The organism is Clostridium sp. CS1-1, from assembly GCF_056135525.1.
In genome coordinates, this window is sequence record NZ_CM148680.1 from 2,090,665 (window position 1) to 2,104,350 (window position 13,686).

At 32.7% G+C, this 13,686-nt stretch carries 11 protein-coding genes; 8 read left to right on the plus strand and 3 right to left on the minus strand.

All coding sequences use genetic code 11. The features are described 5' to 3' along the window. Positions 1-2: 2 nt before the first annotated feature. From hydA to AC0N0V_RS09810, 8 genes are all read left to right on the plus strand, one after another. Entirely contained in the window at positions 3-1,388 is a 1,386-nt protein-coding gene (gene hydA / locus AC0N0V_RS09775) for a dihydropyrimidinase (protein WP_474463776.1), read from the plus strand. Between the two features lie 428 nt (positions 1,389-1,816). Further along, positions 1,817-2,290 (plus strand): NUDIX domain-containing protein, encoded by a 474-nt coding sequence (locus tag AC0N0V_RS09780; protein WP_474463777.1) that lies wholly within the window; start codon positions 1,817-1,819, stop codon positions 2,288-2,290. 270 nt (positions 2,291-2,560) lie between these two features. Beyond that, a complete protein-coding gene (locus tag AC0N0V_RS09785; protein ID WP_474463778.1) occupies positions 2,561-3,460 on the plus strand; it encodes a potassium channel family protein in 900 nt (299 codons plus the stop codon). Between the two features lie 67 nt (positions 3,461-3,527). Then, positions 3,528-4,703 (plus strand): alanyl-tRNA editing protein, encoded by a 1,176-nt coding sequence (locus AC0N0V_RS09790; RefSeq protein ID WP_474463779.1) that lies wholly within the window; start codon positions 3,528-3,530, stop codon positions 4,701-4,703. A gap of 429 nt (positions 4,704-5,132) precedes the next feature. Beyond that, positions 5,133-5,774, plus strand: a complete 642-nt coding sequence (locus AC0N0V_RS09795) for a molybdenum cofactor guanylyltransferase (protein ID WP_474463780.1) — start codon at positions 5,133-5,135, stop codon at positions 5,772-5,774. Between the two features lie 77 nt (positions 5,775-5,851). After that, on the plus strand, positions 5,852-6,103 hold the full coding sequence (locus tag AC0N0V_RS09800; protein ID WP_474463781.1) for a (2Fe-2S) ferredoxin domain-containing protein: 252 nt from the start codon (positions 5,852-5,854) through the stop codon (positions 6,101-6,103). Next, positions 6,103-7,824 (plus strand): [Fe-Fe] hydrogenase large subunit C-terminal domain-containing protein, encoded by a 1,722-nt coding sequence (locus AC0N0V_RS09805; RefSeq protein ID WP_474463782.1) that lies wholly within the window; start codon positions 6,103-6,105, stop codon positions 7,822-7,824. Before AC0N0V_RS09800 ends, AC0N0V_RS09805 begins: the two co-directional genes overlap by 1 nt. 12 nt (positions 7,825-7,836) lie before the next feature. Then, positions 7,837-9,009 (plus strand): SpoIIE family protein phosphatase, encoded by a 1,173-nt coding sequence (locus AC0N0V_RS09810; protein ID WP_474463783.1) that lies wholly within the window; start codon positions 7,837-7,839, stop codon positions 9,007-9,009. Between the two features lie 155 nt (positions 9,010-9,164). On the opposite strand, the gene AC0N0V_RS09815 is transcribed toward AC0N0V_RS09810, so the two are convergent. From AC0N0V_RS09815 to nuoE, 3 genes are read right to left on the minus strand one after another with little or no spacing between them, the layout of a single operon-like run. Next, complete coding sequence (locus AC0N0V_RS09815) at positions 9,165-10,889, minus strand: NADH-dependent [FeFe] hydrogenase, group A6 (protein ID WP_474463784.1); 1,725 nt, start codon at positions 10,887-10,889, stop codon at positions 9,165-9,167. A 24-nt stretch (positions 10,890-10,913) separates the two neighbouring features. Then, positions 10,914-12,809 carry an NADH-ubiquinone oxidoreductase-F iron-sulfur binding region domain-containing protein gene (locus AC0N0V_RS09820; RefSeq protein ID WP_474463785.1) on the minus strand — a complete coding sequence of 632 codons (1,896 nt, stop codon included), beginning with the start codon at positions 12,807-12,809 and terminating at the stop codon, positions 10,914-10,916. Positions 12,810-12,821: 12 nt separating this feature from the next. Continuing rightward, entirely contained in the window at positions 12,822-13,301 is a 480-nt protein-coding gene (nuoE, locus tag AC0N0V_RS09825; RefSeq protein WP_474463786.1) for an NADH-quinone oxidoreductase subunit NuoE, read from the minus strand. Between the last annotated feature and the right edge of the window lie 385 nt (positions 13,302-13,686).

Consider the following 13,686-nt stretch of genomic DNA (forward strand, 5'->3'; position numbering starts at 1 on the left):
AAATGAGTAAATTTGATTTAGTAGTAAAAGGCGGAACTGTAGTAACAGCTTCTGATATTTTTAAAGCTGACTTAGGTATTAAAGATGAAAAAATTATTGAAATTGGAATAGAACTAAATACTGAAGGAGCGGAAACTGTTGATGCAACTGGTAAGTATGTATTTCCAGGTGGAATAGACCCACATACACATATGGACATGCCGTTTGGCGGAACATATTCAAGCGATGACTTTAAAACTGGTACTATTGCAGCAGCTTGCGGAGGAACTACAACAATAGTGGATTTTGCGATTCAGCAAAATGGAAAGTCCCTAAAGGATGCAACAGATACTTGGCGTGAAAAAGCAGATGGAAAAGCTGTAATAGATTATGGTATTCATATAAGTGTTACAGATCTGAATGACAACGTTTTAAATGAAATGCCTGAAATAATAAAACAAGGATATTCGAGCTTTAAGATGTTCATGACATATGATGGATTAAGAGTAGATGACGGTACAATAATAAGAACTTTAACGAAAGTAAACGAAAATGGTGGACTTGCTTGTGTACATGCAGAAAACTATTATGTTATTGATTACCTTACTAAAAAGTTCCGTGAAGAAGGAAAGGGAGAGCCAATATACCATGCATTATCCCGTCCTGATTTAGCTGAGGGAGAGGCAGCAGGAAGAGCTATAAAGCTTGCTAAAATTGCTAATGCACCTCTTTGTATAGTTCACAATAGTTGTGATGCTTCAGTGTCCGAGATAGCACGTGCTAGAGCAGAAGGTTACCCAATAATCGGAGAAACTTGTCCTCAATACTTATTATTATCAGAAGACAACTACAGAGAGCCAGATTTCAACGGAGCTAAGTACGTTATGTCACCTCCATTAAGAGATAAAAAGAACTGGCCAGCAATGTGGAAGGCTTTAAAAGACAATACTGTACAATTCGTTGCTACAGACCATTGTCCATTCTTTATGAAACAAAAGGAAATGGGAAAAGATTTCTTTGCTCAGATTCCAAATGGAGCTCCAGGAGTAGAGCTTAGAATGTCATTAATGTACACCTATGGAGTAGCAGAAGGAAAAATTGACCTTAACAGATTTGTACAAGTTACATCTACAAATGCGGCTAAGGTATATGGAATGTATCCGCAAAAAGGTACTATTGCGGTTGGTAGTGATGCTGACTTAGTAGTATTTGATCCAAATGTTGAACTTACAGCAACACAATCAATGCTTCATGAAAATGTCGACTACACACCTTATGAAGGTTTCAAATTAAAAGGTGCTCCAGTAGTTACAGTAAGCAGGGGAAATATAGTTGCTAAAGATGGTCAATTTGTAGGAAAAGAAGGAGCAGGTAAATTTGTAAAGAGAGGCGCTCCGACTTTAATTTAGTGTTTTAACCTATCGGGCATCGAAAATAGCCAACCTGTACGAGAGTATATTTTGGAAAAGATGTCTCAGTATTAAAATAAAATTTAAATTGCATAATCACTTATAAACCCGTAAACCCTAAAAATAAAAGAGAACTTTTGATAATGAAAGAGGTATTCTTTCACTGAAATTGTTTGTAAACCCCGTATAAATTCATTTATGCGGGGTTTTTTAGAATACTTAAAAAAATAAAAGTGTTGTTAGAATTGGTTGTATCTATTTTTGAACATTAACATTTTGCTTACTAGATTAAAATTAGAGAATGTTTTCCTGATATTTTTATATTTATTCGATGACTAAACATTAGATGTGGTTACCCTCATCAGATGTCAAGAACTCTGTTTATGTGGTAAAATTATATTGTATACAATAACTAAGGGGGAGTAGGTATGAAAATTAGAACTAGAGCGGGTGCTATTATTTTCAATAACGAAAATAAGCTTCTTTTAGTAAAGCATAGAGATCCAGAAACGGGGGAGACTTGGTGGATGTTACCTGGAGGTGGAATTGACGCCGGTGAAAGCGCCGAGGATGCAGTGATAAGAGAGGTTAAGGAAGAATGTGGTATTGATTGTATTCCAAAGGATATTGTATATGTTCGTGAATATGTAGAGTGGCAAAAGGAAACACACCATATAGCTTTATTCTTTACTGCAGATGCAGTAGATTTTAATATCAAAACAGGAATAGATCCGGAATTTTCTATGGAAAAACAATTAATAATTAAAACAGATTTTTTATCTGAGGATGATGTAAAGAACATGAAAATTGATATTTATCCTGAAATTTTAAAAGATGAGTTCTGGGTGGATTTTAAGCTAGGATTTCATGGGCACAAGGTATATCTCGGCCAACAAGAATAATTCTAGAAGTTTAGTTATTACTAGATCATGTATGTAATTTAAGTCTTAAAATCAGATAATAAATTTTATTTTATAAATGGCCAAGAATTAATGAATATCAGTACTTAATAATTAATAAAATCTTATATGGAGTTCATAAAGTTAAACTCGAATCATAAGAAGCTAGAGGATAACCTGATTCTTTGTGAATGAATCCAAGGGTACAGCTAACTTTGAATAAGTGAGAATTGAAGTGGCAGCAGTTGGATAAGTAATATAAGGAGTGTAGCAATGAAATTATTAAACATTATTAGTACGATAAAAAAGAGAGATTTGTTAATTATTCTTGGCCTAATGTACTTAAGTACACTGACGGTATTTGGTATAGCGTATTGGAGAATCGCAAATATTTCTTCTGGAGAATTTTTTGTGTTTCAAAATGATATTAACATTAATACAAAAATAAATGTCTTTAAAAAAAATCTTAAGTTAAATATATATAATAGGGATTTCAATAATACTATAAGTGAATTAATTAGCTCTGAGGAATACAGAAGGTCAATAGTTAAGCTAAATGTAAATGAAGAAAAAAATGAGGATAAGAACTTTTTTATTTTTACTTTGGACAAACCATTAGGCGAGGTATGGGCTAATTACTATTATCTCCTATTTCAAGGAAAAGGAATAACCCATATGAGAATAGATAGTGCAGAAGAGCAAGTGATAAATAATAAGTTTCATACACATAAATTAAAAATATCCTTATATAGAATAAATACAAATAACAAGGACGATAACTTTATTCTTTATAAAAAGCAAGATAAAAATAGGTTCGAAAAAAAAGAGACAACAACTATATGGGTAAAGGACTATAATATTATTAGTACTGAACTTTTTGAAAAAGAGTATTGCTATTTTCCATTAAGCTTTTACTTTACAAACCTTATAGAAAATTCTATTTCCTTTATAGATGAAAGCCCAATTGTTTTAAAAGGTGTAGCAAACGGAAGTTTTAAATATCCTCTATGGAACTTTTTGTATTTTAGTGCCGTAACTATAACAACTCTAGGATATGGAGATATTCTGCCTAATTCAACATTAGTTCGTGTGCTTGTTATGTTTGAAACAATTTTTGGAGTGGTTATTATTGGTATGTTTGCATCTTGTCTATTTTGGAGTAAAAAAAACTAATTATTTAAAAATTTGTAAATAAGGGTTACAATATTAGTAAGAGGAATACAGAGAGGAGATGCTATAATTGACGGAAAAATTATTTTATACTAACCCATATTTAAAAGAGAGTGAAGCAGAGGTAAAAGATATAATCGAAAAGGATAATAAAATCTTAGTAATTTTAGATAAGACTCCTTTTTATCCTGAAGGGGGAGGGCAACCATCGGATACTGGTGAAATTGGCGATGCTAAAGTTACTTATGTTTATGAAAAAGATGGTGTAATATATCATCAAGTTAATAAGGTACCTGAAGATAAAACGGTTAATTGTAGAATAGATTTTGAAAGACGGTTTGATCATATGCAACAGCATAGTGGAGAGCACTTACTGTCTGGAGCGATTTATAAGCTATTTCAAGGTGCCAACAAGGGGTTTCATTTAGGTGAAGATTACGTTACTATAGATATCGATTTAGAGGCCATGACTGAAGAAATGGTTAAAATGGCAGAGGATGAAGTGAACAATTATATTTTTAGAAATATAGATATTTGTACATATATAGTGTCAAAAGAAGAAAGTGAAGAACTTCCATTAAGAAAGAAAATAGATGTGAGTGAGGATTTAAGAATAGTAGAAGCCAAAGATATGGATTGCTGTCCATGTTGTGGAACTCATGTGCTTAAAACTGGTGAAATAGGAATTGTAAAGGTTATTAAGACTGAACGATATAAAGGTATGACTAGAATATATTTGAAATGTGGAAATAGGGCATTAAAAGATTTTCAAAATAAGCAAAACATAATAACTAAGCTAAATAGGTATTTATCTTCTGATGACAATAATTTAGTTCAAAGGGTGGAAAGTCAGTCCTTAGAAATTGAAAGAATGAGAAAGGAATTAAACAACCTACGAAAAGCATCAGCAGAAACCGAAGTGAAAGGTATAATTGGGAATGAGAAAAATAATCTTGTAGTTAAGAAATATGAAAATAAAACCTTTGAGGAAGTGCAACTTATTGGAACATTACTAGTAGCGAATAGTTATATGGTCATTTTAGGGTCTATTTTAGAAGGTAAAATCCTATTTGAAAACAATACTAGCTCAGAAGTTAACTGTGGTAAATTATTTAAAGAAAATATAAGAGAGTTTAATGGCAAAGGTGGAGGTAATGCTAAAAGAGCACAAGGCACTTTTGAAAACAAGAACGATCTAATTAATTTTATAGATTTTATATATTCTTATGTAAGTAAATTAGTATAGTGATGGATCTATAGGTCCTGTATTTATGCTTTTACCAAAGGATTATATATTTTGGTATTCCTTTGAACTCTATGAAAGAGGAGATTTTCATGACTATGTTTCTGGATTTCTTTAGCTAAGAAGCGAATTGATTTATACCTAGTTCTTTGGTAAACACATTATATTGAATGATTAATTGAATTGTGATAAAATTTTAACATAATTATAAGGTAACATAGGCTCTATTAAGCTTTAAAGAGCCTTATGTTACTTTCATACTAAGGTATCTTCAAAAAATGACTAATAAGTAGGCTACTGTATATCTTATGCTATACTATGCCGTCAGAATATGTTCATATAAAAACTATTAAAGATATCTATCTGGGGTGTCATACCTTTGAAATGTTATTTTAGGTGACTAATTGTTTTGTAACTGAATGGAGTGATTTTATGAGGAAATTTGGAACTGCAGTAATTTTATGTGGTGGTAAGAGTAGTAGAATGGGATTTGATAAGAGTAAGATAAGAATTGGTGAAAAACTGTTAGTAGAGTTAATAGCAGAACAATTAGAAGATGCATTTGAAGAAATCGTACTAGTGGCAGAGGATTGCGGTAAATTTCAAAATTTGAAATACACTGTTCTGGAAGATTTGAAGAAAAACTATGGTCCTGCAGGAGGAATATATACTGGCTTAAAATTTGCGTCATCAAAATTTGTGTTCTTTATAGCTTGTGATATGCCGATAATAAACATCAAGTATATAAAGTTTTTGATTGAAACCGCTGGAAAAATGGATTGTGATGGGGTAATACCTAAGAATAAAGATTGGGTTGAACCGCTTTATGCTTTATATTCGAAGGACCTTATTGGGGAGTTTGAAAATGGGATAGAGAAAAACAACTTAGTTCTCTATAATATTATAAAGAATTCTCAGATACACTATATTCCTGATGAGGTCACAAAAGAGTATGACAGAGAAATGAGGATGTTTTCTAATTTAAATTACACTAAGGATCTAGGGATTTTAGAGGAGATGTGTAATGGGTTGAAATATAAAACAGATGAAATAAGTGATTCGCTTGATATTTAATAGAAGCAAAGAATTGCGTAGTTAATTGTAGCAGCAATGGACTAGTGATTAAATTAATAATTTGCTGGGGTGGTTTTATGTTAATTGTTAGGATATGTGTGGGAAGTGCCTGTCATCTTAAAGGGTCATATGATGTGATTAAATGCCTTCAAGAATTAGTTAAAGATTATAAACTAGAAAGTAAGGTAGAACTTAAAGGAGCATTTTGTTTGGGTAATTGCAAAGACGGAGTTTCTGTAAAAATTAATGATGAAGATACTATATACTCAGTTAGAAAGACAAATGTTGAAGAATTTTTCAAATTACAGGTTCTGGGGAGGATTCAATAATGAAGTATATGGATTTTTCAAGAGCAAACTGCAAGAACTGTTATAAGTGTTTACGTTCATGTCCGGTAAAAGCAATAAAATTTAGAAATGAACAAGCTGAAATTGTTGAAGAGAGGTGCATTGCTTGTAGTCATTGTCTTTCTGTATGTCCCCAAAATGCAAGACATATTGTAAGTGATATAAATAGAGTTAAAGAAGCAATAAATACTGGCAAGAGAGTAATTGCAAGTGTGGCTCCCTCTTTTGCAGGTTATTTTGATATGGAGGCAAGTGAGTTTTCCGGATTACTTAAGAATTTGGGCTTTATATACGTAGAGGAAACAGCTGTTGGAGCTAGTTTGGTATCAGAACTTTATAAGGAACACATAGAAAAAAGTAGTAATAGTAACTATATTACAACTGCATGTCCATCAGCTAATTATTTAGTAGAAAAATATTATCCTGATTTAATCCAGTACATGATACCTGTAGTTTCACCTATGATTGCGCATGGAAAAATATTAGGTGAGACATATGGCGAGGATAGCTTCATTGTATTTATAGGGCCTTGTATGGGAAAGAAAATTGAATCTGAGGGCTTTATAAATAAAGAAGTAATGGATGCAGTTCTCACTTTTGATGAAATTTTAGATTGGGTAGAAGAGCTAAAGATAGACTTAAGCAAAATAGAACAAAAAGATTTTGATAGAATATCCTACAGTAATGGGAGAATCTATCCACTTTTTGGCGGAATTGTACAAACTATAGAATCTGAATTGAAACAAAAGAATTTAGAGGCAATATCAGTTAGCGGAATAGATGAATGTATGGAGATTTTTAGAAGTATACAAAAGGGTGAAATAAAAGATACATTTATTGAGGTTAGTGCATGCAAAGGAAGCTGTATAGGTGGCCCTAAAATGATAGAAAATGAAAAGGGATACTACAAGAGGAAAAACAAGGTTAAAAACTATATTAAAAATAGTACTTCAATGGATAATGCTGGTGAAGTATTTCTAAATAATATAGATTTTACTAGATCTTTTATTGATAAAAGTATTTTAAAAGAGTACATAAATCCTAGTGAAATAGAAAAAGTAATGAGGGAAATGGGTAAATATGACGTTGAAGACGAACTAAACTGCGGTGTGTGTGGCTACAATACTTGCAAGGAAAAAGCACAGGCCATAATTGAAGGAATGTCAGAACCTAATATGTGTTTGCATTTTATGAGAAGTAGAGCAGAGAGCCTAGGAAACGTAATGTTCGAAAATTCTCTAAGTTGCATTATTCTCTTAGATGGAGATATGAGAGTTAAGGAAATGAATCCGGCAGCAGAAAAGGCCTTTATGGTTAAAGCAGAAAGTATAAAAAATAAACCGATATCAGTTATTATAGATAATGAAGATTTTAAATATGTAAGAGAAACAAAAAATAATATTAACAGTAAAAAAGTTTTTTATCATAAGTATAATTTAAACTTCTTAGAAACAGTAGTTTATCTCTCGGAGCAAGATTTGGTAATGGTTGCGCTTGTAGATATTACAGAAGTGGAGCAGAACAAAAAAAGACTATTGGAATTAAAAGAAAATACTATAAATGCTGCACAACAGGTTATAGAAAAGCAAATGAGAGTTGCACAAGAGATTGCTAGCTTACTTGGAGAAACTACAGCGGAGACAAAGATGACATTAACTAAATTAAAAAAGATTGTTGAAGGAGAAAATGAGAGTATACTGTGAGGTGATACTTAAATGAGTTTTTTTATAGATGTTGCATACGACACTTTAGTTAAACATGGAGAAGAGTTAGCTGGAGATATGATTAATGTAATAAGAATGGAAGACTGCACTATAATAGTTATGGCTGATGGACTTGGAAGTGGGGTAAAAGCTAACATTTTAGCTACTCTGACATCTAAAATTGCCGGTACTATGCTTAGGGAAGGAGCAGACATATACGAAACTGTAGATACAATAGCTAACACTTTACCTGTATGTAAGGTACGAAACATTGCGTACTCAACTTTTACTTTAATTAAGATTTATGAGAATGGTAATGCTTATATTGCTGAGTATGATAATCCACCTGTATTTATAATAAGAAATGGTGAAAGCTTGAGTGTCAACAAAAAGGAATTAATCATAAATGGAAGGATAATTAAAGAAAGCAAACTTATGCTAAGAGATGGAGATATAATAACTGTAGTAAGTGATGGAGTAATTCATGCAGGGCTTGGTGACATATTAAATTTAGGATGGCAATGGGTAGATGTGGATAGATATCTTAAGAAAAGGTCCTACGAAAGCAGAAACGCTAAAAGCTTAACAAAGGATTTATTAGAGGCTTGTTATGATTTGTATTACGGAAAACCAGGAGATGACACTACAGTAGTTTCAATAAAAGTTAGAAATCCTTCTTATGTTAACCTATTTACTGGGCCGCCTAAAGATAAAAAAGATGATAGTAAGTTGATTAAAGAGTTTATAAATAGCAAAGGAAAAAAAATTATATGTGGAGGAACTGCTGCTAATATTGCAGAGAGAGAGCTAAATAGGAAGCTTAAGGTAGATATTGATTGTCTTAATAAGGACATACCTCCAATAGCTAGGATGGATGGTATACACTTAATTACAGAAGGGGTTTTGACCTTGAGTAAAGCTATAGAGAAAATAAAGATATTTTCAGATCCATTTTCTAAAAATAATATTAACATGGATTTTAGTGGAGAAGATGGAGTTTCTAAGCTTGTTAAAGTATTAATCGAAGATTGTACCCATTTGAATATATGGGTAGGTAAGGCAGTAAATCCAGCACATCAAAATCCAGATTTTCCTATAGATTTAAGTATAAAACTTAAGCTGGTAGAAGAATTATGTATTTTAATGAAGTCACTAGGAAAGAATGTAAATATTAATTATATCTAATAGGTAGAATATCTTAATTTAAAATGTATCTTAAAGAATATGATAATTATTTAAGAGTATGTTGAAAAAAGAGTAACAGGCAAATTAAACCATAAGAGGGTCGGTTTAATTTGCCTGTTAGTATTTAAATGGTTTTAGGGTTTAGGGCTAACTAATTAATACTCACGCTTAAAGTATTTAGTGTGAAGTAATTCATGAGATTTTTCGCTATAAGGCTTGCCTAAATATTCCTCATAAAGCTGAATTATAGCTGGATTATTGTGAGATTTTCTTAGAGGCTTACTTCTATCCTCCTCGTATAGTGCGTGAGCTCTCTTGCCTAGAATATCGTAGTCTCCATGAATATATGGTTGGCCACCACCATCAATGCATCCACCAGGACAAGCCATTATTTCTATCATTTGATAGTCAGCTTCTCCGGATCTTATTTTATTTAAAAGCTTACGAGCATTTCCAAGGCCACTCGCAATTGCAGCTTTTACTTCTAAGTCTTTAATCTTTATTGTGGCTTCTCTGATACCATCAAAACCACGAACAACTTGGAATTCTACATCGTCTAACTCTTCACCAGTAATCCACTCATAAGCTGTACGAAGAGCTGCCTCCATAACACCACCAGTAACACCAAATATAACACCAGCTCCAGTAGATTCCCCAAGTAGGTTGTCGTATTCCTCATCTTTTAAGTGTGTAAAGTTAATTCCAGCTTCTTTTATCATTTTAGCAAGTTCTCTAGTACTAATTACTATATCTACATCATTATTCATTTCAGGTCTTGCAGCTTCGTATTTTTTAGCCAAGCAAGGCATAACTGAAACTACTACAATATTTTTTGGATCTATATTCATTTTCTCAGCATAGTAAGATTTAGCAACTGCTCCAAACATTTGTTGAGGAGATTTACAGCTAGAAGGAATGTCTAAAAGATCGCTAAATTCATGCTCAAAGAAGTTTATCCAACCTGGACAGCAGCTTGTAAGCATTGGAAGTCTGCCTCCATGATTAATTCTATGCATAAGTTCAGAAGCTTCTTCCATTATAGTTAAGTCTGCAGCAAAGTCTGTATCAAAAACTTTGTTAAAACCTAGTGAACGAAGAGCTGCAACTAATTTGCCAGTAACTGCTTTTCCGAGTTCCATACCAAATTCTTCACCTAATGCTGCTCTTACTGCAGGTGCAGTTTGAACTATAACAAACTTATCTTTGCTATCTAAAGCATCCCAAACCTTAGATGTATTGTTTACTTCTGTTAATGCTCCTGTTGGACATACTGATACGCATTGTCCACAGAAAGTACAATTTGTTTCAGTCATAGGATTTCCAAAAGCAGGGGAGATAACAGTATCAAATCCTCTGTTAACAGCGGAAAGAACAGAAACAGTTTGAACCTCGCTGCATACAGTTTCACATCTTCTACATAATATACACTTATCTAAATCACGAACTATTGAGTAGCTAGAAGTATCCTTTGGGTAAGTAGATATTTCACCTTTAAACTTAATTTCTCTAATTCCCATATCGGCAGCTAGCTTTTGAAGTTCGCAGTCAGTATTTTTTTCACAAAGTAAACAATCCTGCGGATGGTCGGAAAGGAGAAGTTCAACAACATTTCTACGAGCTTTTATAGATCTTATAGAATTAGTTTTTACAACCATACCTTCAGCTACTGGTGTAGTACAAGAAGGGGCAAGGTTTCTTCTTCCGTCAACTTCTACCATACATACTCTACAAGAACCAGGCTTGTTTTCAACACCTTCATGTAATTTTAAGTGGCATAACGTTGGAATATTTATATCAAGTAATTTTGCAGCTTGCAAAACTGTAGTTCCACTTTCAACTTGTATTTGTTTATCGTTTATAGTAAGAGTAACTAAACTCAAAATGTCCACCTCTTTCATAAAATATTATAGTTTAACTATTGCATCTACTGGACAGCCGCTGAAGCATGCACCACATTTAATACATTTCTCTTGATCTATAATATGCTTTTCTTTAACCTTTCCACTAATGCAGTTAACTGGACAGTTTCTTAAGCACTTAGTACATCCTATACACTTATCTGTAACATCAAAACTAAGTAGGTTCTTACAAACTCCTGCAGGACATTTCTTTTCTTTTACGTGTGCTAAATATTCATCCCAGAAATAATTCATTGTACTTAGTATTGGGTTAGGGGCAGTTTGTCCAAGACCGCAAAGTGAGGTATCTTTTATTGTTTCAGCTAATTCTTTTAAGTTTTCTAAGTCCTTTTCAGTACCTTTTCCATCACTTATTTTAGTTAATATTTCAAGTAAACGTTTATTTCCAACTCTACATGGAGTACATTTACCACAGGATTCGTCTACTGTGAATTCTAGGTAGAACTTAGCTATATCAACCATGCAGTTATCTTCATCCATAACAATCATTCCGCCTGAACCCATCATTGAGCCTATGGAAGTTAAAGATTCATAATCAATAGCAATATCTAAGTTAGATGCTGGTATGCATCCGCCAGAAGGTCCACCTGTTTGTACAGCTTTAAACTTACGACCATTTTTAATACCGCCACCAATATCGAAAATAATTTCTCTTAAAGTTGTTCCCATAGGAACTTCCACAAGTCCTACATTGTTAATTTTTCCTGCAAGTGCGAAAACTTTTGTGCCTTTAGAAGTTGCAGTACCAATAGAACTATACCATTCAGCACCATTAATTATAATAGCTGGGATATTAGCTAATGTTTCAACGTTGTTAACACAAGTTGGTTTATTCCAAAGTCCACTCTCTGCAGGGAAAGGTGGTTTATTCGTAGGTTCACCACGGCTACCCTCAACTGATTGAATTAGGGCTGTTTCCTCACCGCATACGAAGGCACCAGCTCCATATTTTATATCTATATCAAAACTAAAATCTGTTCCTAAAATATTTTTACCAAGAAGACCAAGTTTCTTTGCTTGCTCTATAGCTATCATAAGTCTGTTTACTGCAAGTGGATACTCAGCTCTTATGTAAATAACACCTTTTGAGGCACCGATAGCATAACCAGCTATTGCCATAGCTTCTAATACACTATTTGGGTCGCCTTCAAGTATTGAACGATCCATGAAAGCACCTGGGTCACCTTCATCAGCATTACAGATTATATATTTTTGATCTGCATTATAAGCCTTAGCGAAAGACCATTTTTTGCCGGTAGGGAAACCACCGCCTCCACGACCTCTTAAACCTGAATCTATAATAAGTTTTATTACTTCATCTGGAGACATTTCTGTAAGAACTTTACCTAATGCTATATATCCCTTAGCAGCAATACTTTCTGTTATCTCCTCAGGATTTATCAAACCACAGTTTCTTAGGGCAATTCTCTGTTGTTTTTTATAGAATGACATTTCATCTTGTCTTTTTACTTTTTCTTTAAGAGTAGGCTCTTCATATAAAAGTCTATCTATTATTTTTCCATTTAATAAGTGTTCGCTAACTATTTCTTGTGCGTCATCTGGTGATACATGAACATAGAAAGCATTATCTGGATCTATTTTAATTATGGGACCTTTTTCACAGAAACCAAAACAACCAGTTATAGCTACCTTAACTTCATCTGCAAGACCTGCTTTTTCTATCTCTATATTTAAGTTTTCAACAATTTTATCACTATCTGAGGATTTACAACCTGTTCCACCACATACAGTAATATAACGTTTACACCTCTTATTTTCAACTGCTAGCTCCTCTTCATGAGTTGCTTGTCTAATTTTTAACTTTTGAGAGTATAGTTCACATGATTTTTGGAGTTCTTCAAAAGAATTAATTCTATTCAATGTCGTTTCCCCCTATTCACAATATTCATCTAAAACTTTATCAACGTGTTGTTTTGTAAAATGGCCATAAACCTTATCATTTACAGTCACTACAGGAGCAAGTCCACACGCACCAACACATCTTAAGACTTGAAGAGTGTATTTTCCGTCTTCAGTTGTTTGTCCAACTTTTATGTTTAATTTTTTCTCGAAATCTGAAAGTACATCACCAGCGCCTTTAACAAAGCAAGCTGTTCCCATACATACATTTATAACATATTTACCTGTAGGGACCTCTGTAAAGTAAGAGTAGAATGTAACTACACCATTTACCTTGGATACAGGGATGTTAAGTTTTTTAGCAACATGTTTTTGTACATCTTGAGGTAAATAACCAAAGATGTGTTGAGCCTTATGAAGTACTGTTATCAAAGCTCCATTTTTATCTTCCATATTTTCGATAAATTCATCTAGTTGTTTAAAGCATTTTTCGTTTAATTCATTACAACACACTATCATGACCCCCCCTAAAAAGTTGTGTTTTTTCTAACAATTTAATTATATCAAATTTTTACGAAAAATATAGTGGTTTTGTTAAAAAAATATTTAGAAAAGTAATAAAAATTTTGAGTGTTTAAAAAAGTTAAAAAATTTTATTAAAAAATTATTTGAAATATAACATAAATCTGTAAAATAATTATCCAAGTTAAGCCTAAAATCAATCAGTAGACTGGTTAAACAACAAATTCGACTAAATTTTCAAGAATAGTCGAATTTGTTACTTAACGCAAAAAACGACAAAAAATAAAATTGAGTTTAAATCGGTAAATGACGAATTGGATATCCATAACAATTAAATTATCATTTTGTTAAATAAATAATTGGTTTAAAGTGAAAA